Origin of the sequence: Bacillus sp. UNC438CL73TsuS30 (assembly GCF_000482325.1) — a bacterium.
Taxonomy (GTDB): Bacteria; Bacillota; Bacilli; order Bacillales; family Cytobacillaceae; genus Neobacillus.
The window spans coordinates 77,407-100,239 of record NZ_KI535295.1 but is presented as its reverse complement, the minus strand read 5'-3'; the positions used below and the strand labels follow the sequence as shown (position 1 = coordinate 100,239).

Sequence of the window (22,833 nt, the reverse complement as noted above, 5' to 3'; positions counted from 1 at the left end):
CTTCTATTTTTATTCACCTTCATAACAGGATATTTTCATCATACATCCAGAAAAATAAAAGGTACGGATTGTACCGTACCTTTTATTAATAGCCCCAGCCATTACCATGGTGGTTATTCCATTTCTTTTTCCACTTTTCCCTTTGTTGATTCCATTTTTCTTCCCACTTATTTACCTCATTATTAAACTGATGGAAAAAGTTATTTTCTTCCCGTTTTCTCTCTTCAATATAAGTAGAGATATGCGGAACATGAAAACTTTCTGCAGGTGAATTTTTTAGGGCGTCTTTCATGACTTCACGGAAAACAATCGCCGCACCCGTACCGCTTGTTGTAGTTAAATAGTGGCTTTTATCTGTTCTATCATAGCCCACCCAAATGGCCCCCACGAGTTGCGGAGTATAGCCAACAAACCATTGGTCCTTGACCCCCGAGATTCCTTCAAGCGGAACTTGAGTAGAACCTGTCTTACCAGCAACTTCCCTTCCCAGTATTTGCGCACCGCGGCCCGAACCTTGTTCCACAACACCAAGAAGCATCGTTGTCATCTGGTCTGTGACCGATTTGGTTGTCACCCTTATCTTTTTTTCTTTCCATCGGCCAACAACTTTTCCATCCGCATTGACGATTTTTTTAATGACATGTGTTTTTTCCCGGTATCCATAATTGGCAAAGGTCGTATAGGCTTCCGCCATATTCATTGGGGAAACCCCTCTTTCCAATCCCCCGAGAGCGATGGCAAGACTGCGGTCATTTTTTTCTAGTGGAAGCCCAAACCTTTTAATCGAATCAATCCCCTTATCAATCCCGATCTCATTTAATAACCAAACGGCCGGGACATTTTTAGAGTCTTTAACCGCATCATACATCGGAACCTCACCGGCATATTGGAAATCATAATTATTTGGCTCATATTCACCGAACTTCATTGGCTCATCTTTCAACATATCCGTAACCTTCCAGCCTTCTTCAAGTGCCGGGGTATAAACCACAATTGGCTTAATTGAAGAACCGGGCTGTGCCTTTAATTGGGTTGCACGGTTATAGCCCCGAAGTGTATGCTCCCGTCTTCCGCCAACGAGAGCCCTGACACCACCCGTCTTAGGATCGACAAGGACTCCTCCGCTTTGCAAGAGTGGATCATGACCATTCGGAAATAAAGCATCATTTTGATAGGCTTTTTCCATTGCCATTTGCATAGAGGGGTCAAGTTCTGTATAAATTCGATATCCTTCTGTTAATAATTCATCCTGCGAAAGGCCATAAAGGTTAATTGCTTCATCTAAAACCTGATCCACATAGTAAGGATATTTTCCTCGGAAAGGATCGCTGCCCTTATCATTCAAAACAACCTTTTCTGTTTTCGCTTGCACAAATTGTCGATTTGAAAGATATCCCTGTTTTTTCATTTCATATAAAACAAGATTTCGTCTTTTTATTGCTTTTTCCATATGTTCATAGGGGTTTAATGCGGAAGGGGCTCGAATTAATCCCGCAAGTAAGGCAGATTCGCTAATGGTAAGATCCTTTACATCCTTAGCAAAATATTTAGCCGCCGCCTGTTTAATTCCCCACGCTCCATCTCCAAAATAAATTTTGTTTAAGTACATTTGAAGGATTTCCTGTTTAGAGTATTCTCTCTCAATCTTAAGCGCTAAGAAAACTTCCTCTATTTTTCGCTTTAATGTTTTTTGTGAGGTGAGCAACGTATTTTTTGTTAATTGCTGGGTGATGGTACTGCCGCCTTCTACTAGCCCGCCCGCTTTTACATCACGGACCAATGCTCTTGAAGTACCGATAAAATCAACGCCATGATGCTGATAGAATCGATGGTCCTCTATGGCCACTACTGCGTTTTTCATCGATTCGGGAATTTGCTTAATTGAAATCCCTTCATTTTTATTGGCCGATATTTTACTTGCTACCTGGTTACTTTGATCATAAAAAACAGTTGGTTGAGGAAGTTCATCCTTCAGTGCCGATATATCAACATCCTTTGCATAAAAATGTAAGAATCCAAAAAAACCTAGGACAATCGTAGAAACCGATAAAACTGTCACCTGGCTCATATGCCATCTCTTCCAATTATTCCAAATATCTCGAATTTTCATTATGGGCTCCTTGATATAAAAAATACCAAAATAGGCATCAGTTTCTTTTACCCAGATAGTAAGAAAATTACTCATTGAATTAAAAAAGACGGGGGATCCCGTCTTTAAATTTGTCTTATTTATCGTTTTTTGTTAGTTCCTTAAAACGTTTTCTTGAGAGCTTTTCATCAAAACTGCTAAAGATTCGATAATTCTTTGAATCCAATATTCGAAAGTGCTTACTAAGAATATTTTGCTGCAGAATAAATTCATTTTTCTTTGTAACGACCCGCCACCAAATACGGCCGCCTAAAGTTTTCATTTTTCGGTAATCAATTCCTTCTCGCGCAACCGTCTCAAGAACCTCAAGCGGTTCGTTCCCGAATAAAAATTGAACTGTTTCAGTTTCCCTAAATAGTGCGCAGATGGCTACTACTGTTGACCAGTTGGCTAGAACTCTCCCTTTTTCAATTTGTACCAGTGTTTTCTTGGACACACCAATTATTTCAGCCATTTTGTCCTGAGTATAACCCGCTTCCGTACGGATCAAACGGAGTTTTTCAGAAACTAATTTTATAATATCTTCCCTGGTCACTTGAAACCCTTCCTTCGGTGGATTCTAGTGTAATTTTACACAAGATTTCTTACTTTTAAAAGTAAAAAACTGCTATCATTTTTGATAACAGTTTTTAAATAGGATTATTTTGTTTCTGGCGGGATTCCGCATCCACTCGTGCAGGATTTACGAAGTTCACATGCAGCGCATTTTCCCTTTTTAGACTTGTTAATGAATTTAACTACTGTAAAAGATGCATATCCAAATATTGCTGCACCAATGACAATACTCGCAATCATATTTTTCATCCCCTATAAAGTTTATCCAAGCCCGATTAATTTTCCACCTTGATAAACGATTAAAGCTAAGACATAAGCAATCGTTAATGCATAAACCATTGAAAAAGCGGTCCATTTCTTTGAACCTGTTTCTTTAAAAATTGTAGCTACAGTTGCTAAACATGGGATATACAACAAGATGAACACCATAAAACTGTAAGCGGAAAGCGGTGTGAAATAATTGGCCAACAGCCCTTGTAAAGTGGCATTCTCAGGAACAAAATAGATAATATTCATCGTTGAGATAATCGCTTCTTTTGCCAGGAATCCTGTGATTAATGAGGCTGCTGCCTGCCATGTTCCAAATCCAATTGGATGTAAAATAGGAGCAATCACATTCCCGATGGCTGCTAAAAAGCTATGGTCCATATCAACTTTTAAACCGCTTGGCCCTGCATACGATAAAAGCCAGATAAATACAGATCCTCCAAAAATAAAGGTCCCTGCTTTCCGAACAAATCCCTTCCCTTTATCCCATGTACTCCTCCATAAGGATTGAAATTGTGGAAGTCGATAAGGCGGAAGCTCAATCACAAACAACGATGTTTCAGATTTTAATATGGTAGTAGAAAACAATTTCGCTAAAATTAATGCCACGACAATTCCAAGTACATAGAGGCTAAGAACAATCAATGCCTTATTCCCAACAAAAAAGCCGCCGACAAATAAAGCATAAACAGGTAAACGAGCCGAGCAGGACATTAACGGTGTCAGCAAAATGGTTAAAAGTCTTTCCCGTGGTGTTTCAATCGTCCTTGCTGCCATGATTCCCGGTACATTGCAGCCAAATCCAATCATCATCGGGATAAACGCTTTACCGTTTAATCCAACAGACTCCATAATCCTGTCCATAACTAGAGCAACACGCGCCATATACCCGGAGTCTTCTAACAAGGATATAAAGAAAAATAGAATAAAAATTTGCGGAACAAACACAAGAACTCCGCCAACACCGGCCACTAACCCTTGCAAAATCAAATCCTGAATAAAAGTGGATGCATGAATAAGGTTTAATACCTTTTCAATTCCGACCGTAACCGGTCCTGTTATCAAGGCATCCAGCCCATCCGATAAAGGTGTACCGAGCCAATCAAACGTCAACATAAACATGCAGTACATAAGCAGTAAAAAGATTGGCATTCCAAAAAAACGATTAGTGACAATCAGGTCGATTTTTTCTGATAATGGAACATGCGCCTCATTTTTATTTACTGAAGTTAAAATAATATTATCAATTACTTCTTTTCTTTTAATATAAATATAGTTTGGAAGTGATTTTACATCTTGATCTTTTAGGAGCTGTGATTCCACATTGGTTAAAATCTCCTGCAGTCTCTCAGTACTTACCAGCTGTGATATATAAGCTTTTACATATTCATTTCCTTCCAACCATTGCAAAGCAACCCATCGTGGTGAATGTTCTGTTTTACCTGTAATTTCAGCAGTCAGCTCATGTATAGCTTTTTCGATTACATTCCCGTAAAAGACCAGATCTTTTTGCTTCGATTGAAACGATTCTGTACCAATTACTTCAATCAGCCGGTCGCAGCCTTTCCCAGTTCTTGCTACAACAGGTATAACAGGTACGCCAAGAATTTCTGAAAGCTTGTGTACATCAATTTGAATTCCGCGATTCCTTGCGACATCAATCATGTTTAAACCAATTAATGCAGGTTTTTCATATTCAAGCAGTTGCAGCGTTAAATGTAAATTTCTTTCTAACTGAGAGGCATCTAAAATATTAAGCAAACGATCAACATTTTCATTTAAAAAGAAAGAAGTAACAACCCCTTCATCCTTTGAAAGAGGGTTTAAAGTATAAACACCAGGTAAATCTATTAATCTGCCAATATTATTTTTAAAAACCCCAACTTTTTTTTCAACCGTTACACCGCTCCAGTTCCCTACATACTCATAGGATCCTGTTAGATTATTAAACAATGAGGTCTTCCCAGTATTGGGGTTACCGATAAGAGCGATTTCCATTATAATTTTTCCACCTCAATCTGATTGGCTTCCTTGCGGCGAATCCCAATACACTGTCCGCAAGATTCAATCATTATAGGTCCACCGAACGGCATTACACATTTGACACAAACTTCAGAACCTTCTGTAATGCCTAAGTCAAGCAAGCGTCTTTGAACAAGGTGACCAACATGTGATACATCAACAATTTTTCCTCTATCCCCTGCTTTTAACAATCCAAACATGTTTATTCACCCTTATATATGTTAATTGAGAATGATTATCTTTATATATAAGATTATTTTATCACTAAAATTAGCCCATCTGCATTAAAAAAATGTGACAAAAGTTCGAAAAAAATTTTCAGTCTTTTTCAAAAAGGAATTTCTCCCTTTATCAGCGAATTAAATGGTATTAAGACCTTAGGGGGAAAATTCAGCATGTTATCTGAAGTAAAGTCAGATTTACTCGCTTTTTTTGTAAAAAATAAAGATTGTTTGATAGAAGAATGGGAAAAGTTAATTATTATTTCAAATGGGGACCCCTATAAAATGAAAATTCGTGCCAATGGGGAAGCACTGTTTAATGTAATTATTAATATAAACGAATTGACTGAAGATGAGCTTATCGAAAAAATCCATAAGCTGGCCATTGAAGTTTCTGAGGAAAGAGTAAATGCAGATGTCAACATTGGAGATTTTGTCTATAATGTAAATCTTGGCCGATCTGTTTTATATAGTTATTTAGGAAAAACAGGCTTGGAATGGCCGGATTTACAGGAATCCATCAATAAGATCAATTTTTGCTTCGATAAGTTTATATTTTTTGCCGCGTCCCATTATTCAGAGGCAAAAAATCAAATTATCGAAGAAAAGACAAGGTTTATTGATTCCACCCACCAAGACCGTTTGACCCTCCTTGGACAAATGACATCCAGCTTTATTCACGAATTTCGAAACCCGCTTACATCCATTCAAGGGTTTATTCAATTATTAAAGGCTGATTTTCCAAATATGCGTTATTTAGATATTATCTCCAGCGAGTTAGATCAGCTTAATTTCCGAATTTCCCAATTCCTACTTTTATCGAAAAAGGAGATTATCGGGAAAGATAAGGAATATTTCAAGCTAAATAAATTAATTGAGGATGTTTTAAATTTTCTTTATCCAAGTATTCTCGACAGTAAAGTCAAAATTAAAAATGGATTACGAGAGGATTTAACCCTTATTGGATATTCGGACGAAATTAGGCAGGTTTTCATCAATATTATCTTTAATGCGATTGATGTCCTCAATCATCATCGTCATTCTCAGCCAACGATTTCCATCAGTAGTTCAGTAGAAGATCAACAGTTTGTTAAAGTGACCATCTCCAATAACGGACCCATGATACCGGCTGAACTGCAAAAGACCATATTTGAACCTTTCTTTACCACTAAAACGCTTGGAACAGGACTTGGTCTATTTGTTTGTAAAGAAATCATTGAGAAACATAAAGGAAGCCTGGCTTGTTATTCCTCACCTGACATAACGACCTTTTCCATTACCTTGCCTATTAATGTAGAAAATTAAACGAACAAGCGTGTTAAATCCCAGTTTGTGCACTGGGATTTTTTTATATCCCAATTTTTCTTCCCTGCATATGATGTACTAAAAAATCAGGAGAAGAAGACATGTTTACATTAAAAGTAGATCATGAAATTGAGCTTCAATTATTTCAGCCTCATCATTCATTAAAGCTGTATCAGTTAGTGGAAGAAAACCGAGAACATTTAAGGGAATGGCTGCCGTGGGTGGACAGCATGACATCTCCCATTCAATTCGAACAGATCATCCCCATCTGGCTCCAGCAATTTGCTGAAAATAATGGCCTATATGCCGGAATTCTCTATAAAGGTGAACTGGTTGGCTCTATTGGTCTACAGCAAATCGATTGGCATAATCGTTTTACAAGCATTGGATATTATTTATCTAAAAACGCAGAAGGATATGGCATCATGACTCGCACAGTCCGTGCAATCTTAAATTATGCTTTTTTTCAATTAGGTTTAAATCGGGTTGAAATCCGCTGCGGCATAAAAAACACTAAAAGCCGCGCGATTCCTGAAAAGCTTGGATTTGTAAAAGAAGGAATTATCAGAGATGGAGAGCAATTATATGGACGTTTCCATGATCTCTTTGTTTATAGTAAGCTTGCCCGTGAATGGGCGGGATAAATTTTGAAAAACAGCTGTCTAAATAGGCAGTTGTTCTTTTATTTGCCCTTAAAACCCTTTTTTGAAATAATATAGTTAAGGTTTCTTGACCATTGTCAAGTAGAAAATGTAATTAGAGGATATAATGTATACACAGAGTAAATTGTAAGTGAGGTGGCTGCCTTACCAATGTAAGGTGTTCAATGGTTTGGATAAATGTATTGGTTATAGCAATGCTCATTGCATTCACAGCATTTTTTGTTTCTTCGGAATTTGCCATGATTAATGTTCGGACTACAAGAATCGACCAACTGATATCTGAGGGAAAAAAAGAAGCAGAACTTGCTAAAAAGGTGATTACAAATTTGGATGGTTATTTATCTGCAACCCAAGTTGGAATCACCATCACATCACTAATCTTAGGCTGGCTGGGGGAGCCAACCATTCGAAAAATTTTAGATCCCATTTTTGATCGGATTGAATTACCTTTTTCCTTTAAACAGGTCATATCTTTTATTATCGCCTTTCTCATCATTACTTTTTTTAATGTAGTGATTGGTGAATTGGCACCAAAAACAATTGCCATTCAAAAATCTGAAGATATTATATTACTTTTTGCTCCCCTTCTCATTTGGTTTTACCGACTGATGTATCCTTTTATTTGGATACTAAATCGTTCCGCACGTTTGGTAAGCGGACTCTTTGGGATAAAACCTGTATCTGAGAATGACATGGTACTTTCAGAAGAGGAACTACGGATGATTCTTTCACAGAGCTATGAAAGCGGTGAAATTAATCAGTCGGAATATCGGTATGTAAATAAAATTTTTGAATTTGACAATCGAATTGCGAAAGAAATCATGGTTCCGCGAACAGAGATTATCGCACTGTCAAAGGATGCATCGATGAAAGAGATTATTGAGACGGTAAGGGAAGAAAAATATACCCGTTATCCCGTAATTGACGGAGATAAGGACAATATCTACGGGATTGTGAATATTAAAGAGGTTTTGGTGGATTGCATCCAACAAAAATGCAATGAACAGGAACCCTTAAAGACCTTTTTAAAACCTGTTATTCATGTGATTGAAACCATTCCCATCCAAGAGTTATTAGTGAAACTGCAAAAAAGTCAATCCCACATGGCGATTTTATCGGATGAATATGGAGGAACAGCAGGTATTGTGACGGTTGAAGATATCCTTGAAGAAATTGTTGGAGAGATTCGCGATGAATTCGATATCGATGAACTTCCTTTGGTCCAGAAAAAAGCCGAAGATCATTATATTTTAGATGGAAAGGTACTTATTAGTGAAGTAAATGATTTATTTGGGACAACGCTTGAAGAAGAGGATGTTGATACCATCGGCGGCTGGTTTTTAACCCAAAAGTTTGATGTACATAAAGGAGATTCCATTGAAAAGGATGGATACATTTTCAAAATAGATGAAATCGAGGGTCATCATATCCTTTATATTGATGTAACGAAGACAAAAGCGCCTTCTGAGTAGGAAGGCGTAATCGCGCCAAAAATTATTTGAATATTTTGATTAAACTATTCATATATTCGACACTTTACCATAAAATGAGTATATCAACCCGTTTCGCAACCGAAACGTTTGACTGTATGGTTTAATTTATTTATAATTATTGTTAATTTTAAAAATAATTGAGGTGGTATGATGGGGCTGTCTATCGTATCGGGGAACTAGCTGAAAGAGCGAATGTATCTAAAAGAACAATTGACTATTATACGTCGATTGGCCTTTTAAGTGCTCAACGTTCTAAGTCCAATTACCGTATATATACCGAAGATTCCTTACAGGATTTACAGTTTATCGAGGAATGTAAGAGTTTGTATTATCCATTAGACGAGATTAGAAGAAAGCTAGATATTAAGAAAGAGAAAATCATTGATTCAGAAGTTGAGAAATACGTAAAGTCTGTCACACAGCAAATGAAACAACTTCACAATGATTTATTTGACCTTCTTCCGCTCTTGGAAAAATTGGATGACGGACAAAGAGAAAAATTAACCAATCATCTTAGTTTATTAAGAACAACATTATTAAAATCTCTTTTGAATGTAACAAATTAATTTTTGTATAAAATTGGGAGGTGACTCCTTACTCGTCTAAAAACGAGCTAAGGGAACTTATTTGGACATATTTAACTTGGTTATTATAGCCATTTTAATTGCTTTGACAGCTTTTTTTGTAGCTTCGGAGTTTGCGATTGTTAAAATTCGAAGTACAAGAATCGATCAGTTGATAGAAGAAGGTAATTCAAGGGCAATTTCAGCCAAAAAGGTAATATCAAATCTTGATGAATATTTATCTGCATGCCAATTGGGTATTACCATTACTGCCCTCGGTTTAGGATGGCTTGGGGAATCAACGATTGAAAGAATACTGCGCCCATTATTCCTGGGATTGCATGTTCCTGAAAGCGTCACCCATGTACTGTCAATCGGTATTGCATTTGCAGCTATTACCTTTTTACATGTTGTAATTGGAGAGCTTGCACCGAAAACATTAGCGATCCAAAAAGCTGAAATGATTACGCTGGTTACATCACGACCGCTTATCTTATTTTATAAGGTGATGTTTCCTGTCATTTGGGCCTTAAATGGATCGGCTCGAGTTACAGCTCGACTTTTCGGTTTAAAGCCTGTCTCTGAAACTGAGATTGCCCACACGGAGGAAGAGCTCCGAATTATCTTATCTGAAAGCTACAAAAGTGGTGAAATTAACCAATCTGAGTTTAAGTATGTAAATAAAATTTTTGAATTTGATAATCGGATTGCAAAGGAAATTATGGTTCCGAGGACTGAAATTGTTTCTTTGTCCAAGGATGATACATTAGAAACGTTTCTACAGGTCTTACGGGAAGAAAAATTCACCAGATATCCAATTATTGATGGGGATAAAGACCATATTATTGGACTTGTGAATATTAAAGAAATGACAACAGATTTGATTGGAAATGAAACACCTGCCTCTCAAACATTGGAACACTTTATTCGCCCGATCATTCGAGTAATCGAGACCATTCCTATTCATGATTTACTTGTAAAAATGCAAAAAGACCGGATGCATATGGCCATTCTAATGGATGAATACGGTGGAACCTCCGGACTTGTGACCGTTGAAGATATCCTCGAAGAAATTGTTGGCGAAATTCGCGATGAAACAGATATGGACGAAATTCCGATGATCCGTAAAATTAATGAGAATCATTATATTATAGATTCAAAGGTGTTGGTCAGCGAGGTAAATGACTTGCTAGGTGTCGAAATCGTGGATGAAGATGTAGATACCATTGGCGGCTGGATTCTCACTGAAAACTACGACGCAAAAGAGGGCGACATCATCCTTCATGAATCCTATACCTTTAAAATCCTTGATATGGAAGAACATCATATTAAATATGTTGAAGTAACGAAAAATGCGAGTGAAGGCGCACAGACTGCTCAAAAAATCGCATTATCCAAATCTGAAGTACTATCTTAGAAAACCTGCCAAACAGACCATAGTTCAAATGGTCTGTTTTTTTGTTTATGTGTATTCAACTAGTCCCCCTTTTTGAACTCAAGCATATTCTATTCATAAGGAGGGGATGAAAATGAAGGATTTAGCAATTTTATTTTTAGTTTCTATTTTAGCTGGTTATGCGTTGGTTCATTTACCAGCCGTATCATTCTTAGCTGGCCTTACACCGTTCTTTGATATCGTTGGGGCTCTTGCTATGCTGGTATTTGCTCTCGCAATCCTATATTTAGGTGTAAAAGCATTATTTAAAAAAATGTAACCGAATACACCAAACAGAAAGGAAAAAGATCAGATTAACTTCAATCTGATCTTTTTTCTTTATTTATCTTTTAACATAATAATTTCTTCCTCAGCTTTCGCAATTTTAATCAGATGCGAATCCAGCCGGCGGTTAATGTAATGAATTTCTTCCGTGTTTTCGTGTTTTTTCTCCACTTTTTCTATTACTGTACCTTGTAACTCTTCAATGCGCTGAAGAGAGTCCTTTATATCTGAAAGGTCAATTTGGTTTACCGCTACCCGATGTTCTATGCTGTCTACCTTTTCTAATCTTGATAGTCTCTGTTCAATATTTTCTAATGTTGTATTAAATGTATGGATTAATGTTTTAATATCGTTCATGTTTTCCGTTAATTTCTCAAGCTTTTGTTCCATTGTCAAAAACCCCTTTTATTAAAGTAACCCCATTTTATCATCATTTTTACTATTAATATGTTACAATAACAGCAACAATCAACAAGTTTAAATTTTCCATACCCTAAGTACATATCCCCCGCATCCACATTGGTCAATAAATTTTATTTTCACTTTATTGGTGTACATCTTTTCTAAGAGAGGCTGCAAATAATCAACAGGGTTCCCAAACGCTTCAGACGTAACAAGATTAACAAAACAGCCATCCTTTGTATCCTCCACTGCCTGTAAGGCATCTTTGAGAATCAGATCAATATCCTGCTCATATTCATCATGCTCAAGGTCCTTCGTCCAATCTTTATCCATATTCAAAACCTCCATTAAAAAAATTGATATCTTATTTTAATTAAAACAGTTAATTAAAACAGAGTTGTTGCTCTATTTCACATATTTGAACTTTTTAAAACAAAAATTTGAACATTTTTTTAAAAATATCCAGTAAAACAATGTACGTGCCTAATATCACAGGCAATATTTTAAAAAAATTATATTCTTTCAATAGAGGTTAAAAAAAAAGATCTATAAACTAAGAAAAGGTTGGTGCATAAATATGTTCATAACAATTGATGAAAAAGCTGCCGCTTGGTTTACAAAGGAATTTAAGATGAACATACCATTCAGTATTCGGATGTTTCCTCAATATGCCGGCTTTGGTCAGAAGCATAAAGGCTATAGCCTTGCCTTTTCAGCTGAAATACCGGCAAATGCGGGATATTCAAAAGAGGTTAATGGAATTACATTTTTTGTCGAAGGAAATGACGTTTGGTTTTTTGAGGATACCAAGACCCTTTTATCTGTAGATGACCGTCTAGAAGAGCTGCAGGTAAGCTACAGCGAACAGGAAAATTTGATTGTGAATTAATCTTTCTTATCGAAAAGGTATCCATGAATTCTCACGGATACCTTTTGTGTAAACTAATTAGTGTTTTCATCAAACTTATAGCCAACACCCCAAATGGTGTGAATAAACGGCTGTTCCTCTGTGCCAATTTTCTTTCTTAATCGTTTCACATGAACATCTACCGTACGTTCATCCCCATAATATTGGTAGCCCCAGACTTTATCTAATAATTGTTCACGCGAAAAAACCTGGCGGGGATTTTGAATAAAGAAAAATAATAAATCAAATTCTTTCGGTGTTAGACTTGTAATTTTTTCGCCATTTAAGAATGCTTCTCTTGTTTCCTTACTTATTTTGAAATGCTCAGTTTCTAGGTACAAGCTTTCATGGATGCTAATATCCTGTTTGAACCTTCTAGAGACTGCTTTTATTCTTGCCATTAATGTAAGCGGACTAAAAGGTTTAGTAACATAATCATCTGCCCCCATTTCCAATCCCAATACCTGATCAGATTCCGTATCCTTTGCCGTTAAAAGGATGATTGGGACATTGCTTACCTCTCTAATTTTCTTGCAAAGACTTACCCCATCCATTCCCGGGAGCATCCAATCAAGAATGAGTAAATCCCAATCGCCCGCGCGGAAACGGTCGTACCCTTCCAGACCATTATTCACAAATTCCCCTTGATAGCCTTCCTTCATAAAAAACATCTCAATCATAGTGCATACACTCTCGTTATCTTCTACCACTAGTATCTTCATTTGAAATCACCTGCCTTAAAAAAAATCGCTTATCTCCAATTTACTGAAAAATTCATTTGAAGGCTATAACAATTTTTAAACTATAATATACTATAGAGGGGTGATAAGATGAAATTTTTAATATTTATTGTCGGAATCCTTATATTGATCGGGCTTATTCGATTTATTAGGAGTTTAACCGGCAAAAAACAGGCGAAAACTCTAAGTGATGATGATATTACCCAATTCCCATCTATTGATGTAACGCTTGAGGAAATCCGTCATGCTGTGAGAACGTTCTCTGATCAATTACCGAAAGGTGTTTACCGGACCATACTTGTGCGGGATGACCACAGTATCGATCATAAACACATCGCCCCTATTTTGGGAGGTACTCCTTCAAGAAATGTTTATATGTCAAAGGAAACCTATGATTTATTCGAAGAAAGCGAAAAACATATCCCACCAGTAATGGACCTTGTTCAAAAAGCTGTTGATCAATTTGTAAAGGAACATAAAGAATATCCAATGCTAAAGTTTGACGCTGAGCGACGGGTTAATTATTATCAATTACTTGAGCACCACTATCTGAAAGAAATTCCGGACATACAATTCTACATCACGAAACTGGACGGCTTAATTACACATGTAAAACCGGAATCAGGCAGCTCCTCTTAATGGGAAGAGGAGTTTTTTTCGGCCTGTTCAGGTTTGAAAATTGCATTTTACAGCTTTCTTGAGATAATAGCTTTAGAAGAATATATAAGGTTAAAGATGAAGGAGTTAGAAAATGTTCACACGTAAGAAAAAATCACAGCGGCTAGCAACCATTTCACTTATTATAATGGCAGTTGGTTTTGTGGCGACCATTCCATTACAATCTTCGATTTGGGGCATGTTGCTCCAAGGCGGCTTCGAAGCGGGATTAGTGGGCGGGCTTGCCGACTGGTTTGCTGTTACCGCCCTGTTTCGGCACCCATTAGGGATTCCGATTCCACATACAGCCTTACTGCCGAAAAATAGGAAAAGAATTATTGCCGCAATTATCTCCATGCTTGAAAATGACTGGCTGACAAAAGAAAGCATTCGTAAAAAAGTTGCAGTCATCCCTTTCATGGAAAAACTAGTAGGCATTGCTGAAAGGGAACTAGAAACAGCTTCAGCTCGAAAGAATATTATTAATGGGATTCACTACTTAATTGAAAAAGTTAAGGTCGAAAAAATAGCCCCTCTGGTAGAAAGAGAAGTTAAACTGCTGATTAATCGTTTGGATATGGGAGTCTATCTTCCCGTTATCATCGATGAATTAACAAAACGAAATTATGATGAAAAAGCTCTTGATTATCTTTTAAATGAAGTAGATGAATGGGCCGGAAAAGATACCACTAAGGACCGCTTGGGGAGAATGGCAGTTGAGGCAATCGAAAATATTAAAGCCGATGGTTTTATGCAATTTGCATTAAAGTCATTTAGTAATCTAGTTAATGAAGAAAAGTTGGGTAATATCATTCAAAACCTCATTCAAAAAGGTGTAGATAGTTTTCGGGATCCTTATAATCAAAATCGAGTCACGCTCCTAATGTCATTAAACGATAAACTACAAAATATCAAGAGTGATGAAAATTTGATCGTTGAACTAAACAGCTTGAGGGAAAAACTAGTCACGGATTGGGAACCGGAAGAAAAGATTGTTTCTTTTCTTCAACAATTTAAGCAAAAGGCAATCGATTTTATTCAGGTTCCTGCCTTCTTGAATACGTACCTTTTACCGTTCTTAACCCATTTATTAAACGATTTTAAATCAAATGAAGCAAAAATCGCACAGGCTGAAAACTGGATTAAGAAACAGATTTCCATCTTTGTTGATAAAAATCATTCAAAAGTTGGAAAATTGGTCGAAGAAAACCTCGAAAAATTAGATGATAAAACGCTGATTAACATGATTGAAACGAATGTAGGAAAAGACCTGCAATGGATTCGTGTAAATGGAGCGGTTTGCGGATTTTTAATTGGGCTTATTTTAGTTAGCTTGAGAATGCTTTTTTAATTTGAAATGCTGCCTTGAACCAAAAGGCAGCTTTTTTTATTTTGGGATATATTCTACCTATAAAAAAATCAGTTTTGTCCATGACATTTGTCAGTTCTTTTTCGAATTTCCAAGTCATATTTACTACTGTAGTCATTATTTTCAAGTAAAAAGGGGGATGAAGAATGGGGATTAAGTTTATCAAAATCTCTGTAGTGTATTTTGTCATTGGGGTTTGCATTGGAATGTATATGTCCATGACGGAAAAGTTTGACTTCACACCTGTTCACGTCCACATTAATTTACTCGGATGGATGTCAATGGCATTGGCGGGTCTTATTTATGTTGCCTTTCCAGCTGCAGCAGAAACGACATTGGCAAAGGTCCACTTTTGGCTTCATAATATCAGCCTGCCGATTATGATGATTGGTCTTGCCTTCTTGGTTTCTGGCACAGCAGCAGCGGCTCCTGCAGTAGCAACCGGGGGTACGCTAATGGTATTAGGGATTATCCTCTTCGCCATCAATATTTTAAAAAATCTTAGAAAGTAATAGTGAACTAATTTAATTTTCTTGATTATAAAAAAGGGCTCCGGTTTCAATTTACCGGCAGCCCTTTTGAAATTTATTTTTTAACTGTGAATTTTTGATTTGGCATGGTATGCATATCTCTTGCCGTAACATGAGCAGTAACATAGTATTGGCCCTCGTCTTTGAAGGTTTTCGTTATCGAGTAGATCCCTTTCCCTTCATTCTTCGCCTTCAGCATGTCGTGCTTGTCCTGACCTGACTTCCAAATCTCAAATTTTACTTCATCCGCATCTGATACTTTATCTTTTCCTTGTGTGACAACCGCCTCTATTTTTGCTTTTTCATGTGTAGTTATATTTTCCGGAACAAACTTGATAGCAACCTCTACCACTTGCGGTGGCTCGCTACTGTTATTGGTATTAGACCCACTTTGATTCGAACAGCCCGCGAGCAGCCCTAACAATACCGCTAATCCAATGATCATTTTTTTCATGTTAATCTCCCTTTTTAAAACATTTTCCTAACCCCTAAAAGCTTACCATTATTTCGGCATGAAACAAAACGATTTATCTCTCTTTAATTGAACCTATCCTATAAGAAAGTATTAACAACCTCAGAGTGCCAAACCTACGCTTACTTTACATTTCCTTCGGCATAGATTTTTCCAAAGTTAATTTTAAAAAATCAATATACACTAGAACTTCTTCTGGCAAAAACACATCGTTTCGTTTCACCAAGCCCACTTGAATCAGATTGCCTCCTTCTAATGGAATAGAGATAATATTGGAGTTCATGTAATTATTCACGATACAGCCTGTTCCCAAATTGTAGCTATCTGTATTTGATAAGAGATTATTCATTGCCCCTCTATCCTTGAGATAGACTAGTTTCCCGATATTGTCTACATTCAGGGCTTCTTCCGCAAAATGTTGCAACATATCGTCCTGCTGATAGGTCAGAAAAGGATAGTCCCTTAACTGTTCCAAGGTAATGCTTTTGAGATGTGCCAGAGAGTGCTCTTTTCGTAGAAAGACATGCTGTGTCAATGAAGCAAGGGGAGTAAACGTTAGTAACTTTGAAGTGAAATAACGCTCAAAAAAATGCTTGTTTAAATCGTTCAGAGATAGGATTCCAAGAATACTCCTGCTTGCATAAACATCATCAATCACATCAGTCGTCTTACCCTCTCGAATCGCCAGCTCATAATTCCGCTCGGCAAAATAATCCATTAAATTTGCAACAGCCTCTACAGCGAAACCATAATGTTGAGATGAAATAGAAAACTTAGTTAAGTTTATTATTTTCTCTTTGTTAAAATGATGGACAACAGTCTCCATTTGTTCTAGAAGCTTTTTTGCGTAAAATAATAACTCTGTGCCCTCTTTTGTGAAGACAACGCCTTTATTCGTTCTATCGAGAATAGTAATCCCTAACTCTGTTTCGAGTTCACGCACTGCTTTGCTAATACTTGGCTGTGTTACGAAAAGTGCAGAAGCAGCTTGACTAATAGAATTATGCTTGGCAATCTCCACTATGTATCGAAGTTGTTGGGGTGACATATACTCACCTTACCTTAACTGATTTTTTTGGATCGTTTGCTATAACTTTATCCTATAGCAAACGGTTAAAAAGTTCAATTTTACGTTTTGTATGGAACAATCTACAATCAGATATAGGAAGAAAAATTTATTTTTGAAAGGAAGAAAAAAATGATAAGGGAAGCAACTCAAAAAGATTTGGTGGACATTTTAAATATCTATAATGATGCCATTCTTTATACTACTGCTGTTTACTCATATAAACCCCAAACGCTTGAAAGCAGACAAATTTGGTTTGAACAAAAGATGGATGAAAGTTTTCCAATATTAGTATGTGAACAAGATAATAAAGTGGTTGGATTTGCGACATTCGGTCCTTTTAGAGCATGGCCCGCTTATAAATATTCAATTGAACATTCTGTTTATGTTGATAAGGAATACAGAAAAAAGGGCATTGGGACTTCTTTAATGAAAGAATTAATCGCTGTTGCCAGGGAAAGAGAGTATATGACTATAATTGCTGGAATTGATGCTGCGAATGAAAAAAGCATTACCATGCATAAAAACTTTGGCTTTGTTCATTCAGGTACAATAAGTAAGGCGGGTTTTAAATTCAATAGATGGCTCGACTTAGCTTTTTATCAATTAGAACTTAACGGACCTAAAGAACCTGTGGAAGAATAAGAAAATATGCTTTACGAAGCTTAAAATTTGGGGTAATACTGAAAACAAAAAAATGAGGAAAGATATGATTATGTTTTCCAGCAAGTAAAATAAGGATAAAAGCTATCTTTTCATTAAGGGAAAGATAGCTTTTATAATGTGCTGAGTATATAAAATACGCTTACTGCCCGTTGCTTCAACAAGGAAGACATTAATCCATCCTCGAATAAAGCTCATGGTCACTTTAAGTTCAAAATTTCGCAAACTTCACTTAATTTTTTGTAAGTAATATTAGAAACGGTTTATTAAATAGAAAATGACAATCAAAGATATTGATTAGCACTCTATTAAGCATTAAATATCAAGCTTACGCGTCCCGATCCATTTCACCATTTCAGGATCTTGATGTGAAAAGAACAAGCTTTGTTTCGTATCTAAGGTAGCAATTTTCTCCATATCATCTTGGCTTAATTCAAAGTCAAAGATATTGAAGTTTTCGATGATTCTTTCTTTACGAACAGACTTTGGAATCACAACCACGCCTCGTTGTGTTAACCAACGTAAAACCACCTGGGCAACGGATTTATTAAGCTTTTCGGCTATTGATACTAGAATTTCGTTTTGGAACATGTTATTTTTTCCTTCAGCAAACGGTCCCCAAGACTCGATTTGAACTTTGTTCTCTTTCATCAATTTAGCACTTTCTATTTGTTGGTTGAAAGGATGCGTTTCAACCTGGTTTACCGCAGGAACAACTTCATTATGAATAATGAAATCAGTCAGACGATCCGGATAGAAGTTGCTAACTCCAATTGCTCTAATCTTACCTTCGCGGTACAATTCCTCCATCGCATGCCATGAACCGTAAACATCGCCAAATGGCTGATGAATTAAATACAAATCTAAATAATCCAATTGCAGTCTTTCCAGCGATTTTTCAAATGCTTTCTTTGTCTTCTCATAACCAGTATCCTGAACCCAAAGTTTGGTTGTTATAAACAATTCCTCTCTCGGTACACCACTGCGCTTGATGGCTCTGCCGACTGCTTTTTCATTAAGATAAGAAGCAGCTGTGTCAATCAAACGATAGCCTGCCATAATCGCGTCATAAACCGCTTGTTCACATTCTTTATCATCTTGAATTTGAAAAACACCAAAACCGATTATCGGCATTTCAACACCATTGTTTAAAATAACTTTTTGCATAAATAATTCCTCCTGTTTATTTTGAGTGTCTTTTATTTACCCACTCTATTTGCCTATTCTGCCGGGTACCGTTCTCCCCAAATTTCAATCTTTGATAGTGTGTCGTTCAAATCATGTAGTTCTTCTGCTGTCAGCTCAACTTCTGCAGCGCCAAGATTTTCTTCCAGACGATCCAGTTTCCTTGTACCGGGAATCGGAACAATCCATGCCTTCTGAGCAAGTACCCATGCTAATGCGATTTGAGCTGGCGTTGCATTTTTACCCACTGCAATCTTCTTTATCAGTTCAACCAATATCTGATTAGCTTCGATATTTTCCGGTTTGAAGCGAGAAACAATACTGCGAAAATCGGAGCTAACGAATGTTACATTTTTATCAATTTTTCCGGTAAGGTATAGCAGAAACTTCTAAGCCGCTATTTCCTAACATACGTTTTTGCATATTTTATCTTCCTTTCTTTTTTATTAAAGGTTGAAAATAAAGATGTGCATTAACTTGCATCCTCATTATGCAACAAATGAAAATACGACTGGTATCACAATCCTGTCAAATGATTGCATAATCCTCTCACAACCATTTACTCAAAAAGTAAATTAGCCTTATAATGGGACCAATGAATGAAGAAAAACAAAGGAGGATTTTATGTTTGAACAATTATATAGACAAAGAGTTGAACTCGCCAAAATCATAGAGATTCATACGGGACAGGATGGTACTCAAATGACTGTTATTCCGTTTTTATTTTTCTCCCGTTACTCTAATGAAACTGGACCAAATTACGGAGTTCACAAGCCTTCCCTATGCATTGTCGTTCAAGGGATGAAGGAGGTAGTGCTTTCACAGGAGCGCTTCAGGTACGGTCCTGCCGATTACCTTGTTGCATCAGTTAATCTGCCAATTACCGGACAAGTTGCGGAAGCCTCTTCTGAAGTTCCTTATCTGGCTCTCAAACTTGAATTCACACCGAGTGAAATATTGGAGGTGTTACGTGAATTTCAAATGGGAGTTGAAAAGAAAGAAAATGCTAAACGAGGTATGTATGTAAGCAAAATAGAACCATCTTTGCTAGACGCAGTAACAAGATTAGCTCGTTTGTTAGATACTCCGAAAGATATCAAGGTACTTGCTCCTCTAATTAGGAAAGAAATCATCTATAGAGTTCTACAAGGAGAACATGGAGGAATGTTAAAACAAATTGCAATAGAAGGAAGTTCCACAAATCAAATCAGTGACGTGATTCAACATATCATGAATAACTATGAAAAGTCTTTTAAGATTGAGGAATTAGCGGAAATAGCAAATATGAGTGTTTCTTCACTACATCGGCACTTTAAAGAGGTAACAGCAATGAGCCCCATTCAATTCCAAAAACAACTGAGACTACAAGAAGCTCGGAGCCTGTTATTATCCGAATCAGCGGATGCAGCAGATGTTGCATTCCAGGTTGGCTATGAAAGTCCCTCACAATTTAGCCGTGAATACTCGCGCATGTTTGGCTTACCACCTAAAGAAGATATAAAGCAGTTGAGAGAGAACCAAGACAAAACGATAAACCTATGAATCCCCTTCCTGATGGTTGGGGTCTTTTGTGTAAAGGAAAGAAGCACCCGAGCGGATAAATAGACGAAATAATTTCGCTTATTTGGTAATTATTATTAAAAAAGGCTTATATAGACGAAGAAATTCCGCCTATTGACTCGAAAAATTCAAAAATGGGAGATTTTGCTTTGCATAATCGGAAAATCCTCCCTTATTTACCCCGAAACGAGCTCCATTCTGCATTTAACCGAAAAATCTTCGCTTATTTTACTTTTGCTGGTTACTCGATTATGGACAAGACATCTTATTTAATAGGGAGTGAGTTTTATCTTAAAATCCTAGAGAACCTCATTTTGATGGATACGGTGAACCGTATCTGTGAGGTTTTACATAAATAAGGCCTTTTTCATCATACAAAAAAAGACCCCAAAAGGGCCTAGAACTATTCTTCCTAATTCAAACTGTTTCTGTAAACGTAAGGATCATTTGGTTTTGGAATGATTTTATAGCTCGTCACTTTTAATACAGGAATTTTCATTTTCATCGGTTGATAAAAAACGGTATCCATGGTTCCTGTTACCTGATACCATTGGTCATTTGGAATGTGCATGTTTTTAGGGAATTGAATCATCATTCCGAAGGCTCCGGAATCTGCCACACAGTGAATGATCCCAAACCGCAGTAAGAAAAGTTGATTCAATTGTAATCCAGGGCCATTATAGGAAAATCCTTTCATTGTGATCGTTTTTCCAGCAAAAGTCCCAGGAAAATTATAAATAACTTCTAATCCGACTAAAAAGTCTTTATCTGTTAAAGCAATATTATTTTTTCCAACATAGGATTTAGACTCCTTGTGAACTAAATCTTGAAAGTCGCCTTGATTCATGAATTTACTCATATCAGGATTCAGAACTTGGTGGGTCCCGTATTTATCATTTCCGTCCTCTAATGCAGGGAATGAAAATCCCTTTGCGTCCACTAGCTGGGAGTCAAGAGTTGCAACGGGCAAAACAACCCCTGATATAGCAGGTATTAATACAAAAGTGTACCCCAAGATTTTCTTGAATTTTTTCTTAGTGGACTTTTTCTCGGTGCCCTCTCCGTGTCCATGATGGTGATGATGGTCATGTTCATGATGACAATCACAATTATGTTGATGTTCTGTCTCATTTTTCTTACTTGCAAAATACCAACGAATACCTTCCACAATGGTCAAGAAAAATAAAACGTAGATCATACTATATGAAAGAAAAGAATATTTTTGGTTTATATATTTTGAGATGTTTCCCGTTGAGTGCAACATAAAAAAAAGGTTTGTGAAAAGCAGTAAAATGACAACCCGAAACATTATTAACCCTCCTTTACAAAAGAAGTGAACCAACGAATACAAATACTGTAATTAATGAAACTAAAATAACAATTAGGCGTTTTTGAAAATATCCAGTCATCATCAAGACATTCTTAATATCTAACATTGCCCCAAATACTAGAAAAGCCACTATAGAGCTTTGAGCCTGTGCAAAACTGTTCCTAAATGATGAAGCAACAAAGGCATCTGCTTCTGAACAAATCGATAAGATAAACGCCAGAGCCATCATTACAAGAGTTGCTGTCACCCTTGTACCACCTAAAGTAAGCAAAATCTTTGTAGGCACATAAACCTGCATAGACGCTGCAATCAATGCACCCATGACAAGAAATTTACCAACACTCAAAAATTCATCGATAGTATGGGTCAATACACTTATCAACTTTTGTTTGACGTTTTGGTTAGAATGATCGTGTATATGCACTTCAATATTCTCTTTTAATGGATTTCCTTTTATTGCAAACGATAGAACTATACCAACCAAAATGGAAACACCTAAAGCTAATCCTGAACGATACCAAACCATTGTCCAACTGTCACCAAAGGCAATATATGTGGCAAATAAAACAATTGGGTTAATAATAGGTGCAGCGAGCATAAAGGATATAGCGGCATGAGGGGCTACCCCTTTCTTTATCAAACGTGCTGCAATTGGGACAATTCCACATTCACATCCAGGGAATAATACACCTATTAAACTAGCAGTTATAACAGATAAAAATCGATTTTTAGGCATTATTCGAATAATTGTATTCTCAGAAACAAAAACCTCAATCAGTGCAGAAACCAAAGCCCCAACTACTATAAATGGGATAGCTTCAATAACAATACTGATAAAAATCGTATTTAATTGCAATAATCGATCCATGAAAGGCCTCCTTGAACATTTAACAAGTAGGTTATTTAAAACTCATGGAAACTACTATACTCTCATTAATAAATTACGTCCAACGAAAAAAACTGGAATCACAAAATAATACAGCCAACTAATCGTT

26 protein-coding genes are annotated in these 22,833 nt (G+C 36.7%); 12 read left to right on the top strand and 14 right to left on the bottom strand.

Translation table 11 applies throughout. The features are described 5' to 3' along the window. Positions 1 to 85 precede the first annotated feature (85 nt). The 5 genes from M028_RS30040 to M028_RS0114050 all read right to left on the bottom strand — a co-directional run bounded on the left by M028_RS30040 (position 86) and on the right by M028_RS0114050 (position 5,193). On the bottom strand, positions 86 to 2,110 hold the full coding sequence (locus tag M028_RS30040; RefSeq protein WP_035424152.1) for a transglycosylase domain-containing protein: 2,025 nt from the start codon (positions 2,108 to 2,110) through the stop codon (positions 86 to 88). Positions 2,111 to 2,225: 115 nt separating this feature from the next. Continuing rightward, positions 2,226 to 2,684, bottom strand: coding sequence for a helix-turn-helix transcriptional regulator (locus M028_RS0114065; RefSeq protein ID WP_026574426.1), 459 nt, complete (start codon positions 2,682 to 2,684; stop codon positions 2,226 to 2,228). Between the two features lie 104 nt (positions 2,685 to 2,788). After that, positions 2,789 to 2,944, bottom strand: a complete 156-nt coding sequence (locus M028_RS0114060) for a FeoB-associated Cys-rich membrane protein (protein ID WP_026574425.1) — start codon at positions 2,942 to 2,944, stop codon at positions 2,789 to 2,791. A 21-nt stretch (positions 2,945 to 2,965) separates the two neighbouring features. Further along, positions 2,966 to 4,969 carry a ferrous iron transport protein B gene (gene feoB, locus M028_RS0114055; protein ID WP_026574424.1) on the bottom strand — a complete coding sequence of 668 codons (2,004 nt, stop codon included), beginning with the start codon at positions 4,967 to 4,969 and terminating at the stop codon, positions 2,966 to 2,968. Then, positions 4,969 to 5,193 (bottom strand): FeoA family protein, encoded by a 225-nt coding sequence (locus M028_RS0114050; RefSeq protein WP_026574423.1) that lies wholly within the window; start codon positions 5,191 to 5,193, stop codon positions 4,969 to 4,971. The genes feoB and M028_RS0114050 overlap by 1 nt, the downstream gene beginning before the upstream one ends. Before the next feature lie 195 nt (positions 5,194 to 5,388). Here M028_RS0114050 and M028_RS0114045 point away from each other — a divergent pair, with 195 nt between their 5' ends. The 6 genes from M028_RS0114045 (at position 5,389) to M028_RS0114020 (ending at position 10,952) form a co-directional block, all read left to right on the top strand. Continuing rightward, the gene (locus M028_RS0114045; protein ID WP_026574422.1) at positions 5,389 to 6,519 is read left to right on the top strand and encodes a histidine kinase N-terminal domain-containing protein; all 1,131 of its coding nucleotides are present in this window, start codon (positions 5,389 to 5,391) and stop codon (positions 6,517 to 6,519) included. Positions 6,520 to 6,620: 101 nt separating this feature from the next. Continuing rightward, positions 6,621 to 7,163, top strand: a complete 543-nt coding sequence (locus M028_RS0114040) for a GNAT family N-acetyltransferase (RefSeq protein WP_026574421.1) — start codon at positions 6,621 to 6,623, stop codon at positions 7,161 to 7,163. 182 nt (positions 7,164 to 7,345) lie between these two features. Continuing rightward, entirely contained in the window at positions 7,346 to 8,653 is a 1,308-nt protein-coding gene (locus M028_RS0114035; RefSeq protein WP_026574420.1) for a hemolysin family protein, read from the top strand. A gap of 158 nt (positions 8,654 to 8,811) precedes the next feature. Next, the gene (locus tag M028_RS30035; protein WP_051591044.1) at positions 8,812 to 9,240 is read left to right on the top strand and encodes a MerR family transcriptional regulator; all 429 of its coding nucleotides are present in this window, start codon (positions 8,812 to 8,814) and stop codon (positions 9,238 to 9,240) included. A 61-nt stretch (positions 9,241 to 9,301) separates the two neighbouring features. After that, on the top strand, positions 9,302 to 10,654 hold the full coding sequence (locus M028_RS0114025) for a hemolysin family protein (RefSeq protein WP_026574418.1): 1,353 nt from the start codon (positions 9,302 to 9,304) through the stop codon (positions 10,652 to 10,654). Between the two features lie 112 nt (positions 10,655 to 10,766). Beyond that, positions 10,767 to 10,952: a hypothetical protein gene (locus M028_RS0114020; RefSeq protein WP_026574417.1), complete on the top strand. Its 186-nt coding sequence runs from the start codon at positions 10,767 to 10,769 to the stop codon at positions 10,950 to 10,952. A gap of 59 nt (positions 10,953 to 11,011) precedes the next feature. On the opposite strand, the gene M028_RS0114015 is transcribed toward M028_RS0114020, so the two are convergent. After that, positions 11,012 to 11,347, bottom strand: a complete 336-nt coding sequence (locus tag M028_RS0114015; protein ID WP_026574416.1) for a hypothetical protein — start codon at positions 11,345 to 11,347, stop codon at positions 11,012 to 11,014. Positions 11,348 to 11,434: 87 nt separating this feature from the next. After that, positions 11,435 to 11,692: a CGCGG family putative rSAM-modified RiPP protein gene (locus tag M028_RS0114010; protein ID WP_026574415.1), complete on the bottom strand. Its 258-nt coding sequence runs from the start codon at positions 11,690 to 11,692 to the stop codon at positions 11,435 to 11,437. A gap of 244 nt (positions 11,693 to 11,936) precedes the next feature. On the opposite strand from M028_RS0114010, the gene M028_RS0114005 reads away from it, so the two are divergent. After that, complete coding sequence (locus tag M028_RS0114005; protein ID WP_026574414.1) at positions 11,937 to 12,248, top strand: HesB/YadR/YfhF family protein; 312 nt, start codon at positions 11,937 to 11,939, stop codon at positions 12,246 to 12,248. 53 nt (positions 12,249 to 12,301) lie between these two features. On the opposite strand, the gene M028_RS0114000 is transcribed toward M028_RS0114005, so the two are convergent. Then, positions 12,302 to 12,988: a response regulator transcription factor gene (locus M028_RS0114000; RefSeq protein WP_026574413.1), complete on the bottom strand. Its 687-nt coding sequence runs from the start codon at positions 12,986 to 12,988 to the stop codon at positions 12,302 to 12,304. Positions 12,989 to 13,096: 108 nt separating this feature from the next. Between M028_RS0114000 and M028_RS30030 the strand changes: the two genes are divergently transcribed. The 3 genes from M028_RS30030 (at position 13,097) to M028_RS0113980 (ending at position 15,544) form a co-directional block, all read left to right on the top strand. After that, positions 13,097 to 13,645: a DUF3939 domain-containing protein gene (locus M028_RS30030; RefSeq protein WP_051591043.1), complete on the top strand. Its 549-nt coding sequence runs from the start codon at positions 13,097 to 13,099 to the stop codon at positions 13,643 to 13,645. Positions 13,646 to 13,757: 112 nt separating this feature from the next. Continuing rightward, on the top strand, positions 13,758 to 15,014 hold the full coding sequence (locus M028_RS0113990) for a DUF445 domain-containing protein (RefSeq protein ID WP_026574412.1): 1,257 nt from the start codon (positions 13,758 to 13,760) through the stop codon (positions 15,012 to 15,014). 164 nt (positions 15,015 to 15,178) lie between these two features. Next, on the top strand, positions 15,179 to 15,544 hold the full coding sequence (locus tag M028_RS0113980) for a hypothetical protein (protein WP_026574411.1): 366 nt from the start codon (positions 15,179 to 15,181) through the stop codon (positions 15,542 to 15,544). Between the two features lie 73 nt (positions 15,545 to 15,617). Here the strand turns inward: M028_RS0113980 and M028_RS30025 are convergent, their stop codons facing one another. Beyond that, positions 15,618 to 16,016: a FixH family protein gene (locus M028_RS30025; RefSeq protein ID WP_051591042.1), complete on the bottom strand. Its 399-nt coding sequence runs from the start codon at positions 16,014 to 16,016 to the stop codon at positions 15,618 to 15,620. Positions 16,017 to 16,161: 145 nt separating this feature from the next. Next, the gene (locus M028_RS0113970; protein ID WP_026574410.1) at positions 16,162 to 17,082 is read right to left on the bottom strand and encodes a LysR family transcriptional regulator; all 921 of its coding nucleotides are present in this window, start codon (positions 17,080 to 17,082) and stop codon (positions 16,162 to 16,164) included. Between the two features lie 150 nt (positions 17,083 to 17,232). On the opposite strand from M028_RS0113970, the gene M028_RS0113965 reads away from it, so the two are divergent. Continuing rightward, positions 17,233 to 17,745 (top strand): GNAT family N-acetyltransferase, encoded by a 513-nt coding sequence (locus M028_RS0113965; RefSeq protein WP_026574409.1) that lies wholly within the window; start codon positions 17,233 to 17,235, stop codon positions 17,743 to 17,745. A gap of 333 nt (positions 17,746 to 18,078) precedes the next feature. Here the strand turns inward: M028_RS0113965 and M028_RS0113960 are convergent, their stop codons facing one another. Beyond that, the gene (locus M028_RS0113960; protein ID WP_026574408.1) at positions 18,079 to 18,930 is read right to left on the bottom strand and encodes an aldo/keto reductase; all 852 of its coding nucleotides are present in this window, start codon (positions 18,928 to 18,930) and stop codon (positions 18,079 to 18,081) included. Positions 18,931 to 18,983: 53 nt separating this feature from the next. After that, positions 18,984 to 19,268: an aldo/keto reductase gene (locus tag M028_RS30020; protein WP_269320951.1), complete on the bottom strand. Its 285-nt coding sequence runs from the start codon at positions 19,266 to 19,268 to the stop codon at positions 18,984 to 18,986. A gap of 304 nt (positions 19,269 to 19,572) precedes the next feature. On the opposite strand from M028_RS30020, the gene M028_RS0113950 reads away from it, so the two are divergent. Next, positions 19,573 to 20,490: an AraC family transcriptional regulator gene (locus tag M028_RS0113950; RefSeq protein ID WP_026574406.1), complete on the top strand. Its 918-nt coding sequence runs from the start codon at positions 19,573 to 19,575 to the stop codon at positions 20,488 to 20,490. A 430-nt stretch (positions 20,491 to 20,920) separates the two neighbouring features. Here M028_RS0113950 and M028_RS0113945 read toward each other — a convergent pair whose 3' ends face one another. Together M028_RS0113945 and M028_RS0113940 are read right to left on the bottom strand one after the other, a co-directional pair. Beyond that, positions 20,921 to 21,817, bottom strand: coding sequence for a TIGR03943 family putative permease subunit (locus tag M028_RS0113945; RefSeq protein ID WP_026574405.1), 897 nt, complete (start codon positions 21,815 to 21,817; stop codon positions 20,921 to 20,923). Positions 21,818 to 21,830: 13 nt separating this feature from the next. After that, on the bottom strand, positions 21,831 to 22,706 hold the full coding sequence (locus M028_RS0113940) for a permease (RefSeq protein ID WP_026574404.1): 876 nt from the start codon (positions 22,704 to 22,706) through the stop codon (positions 21,831 to 21,833). Positions 22,707 to 22,833: the final 127 nt, after the last annotated feature.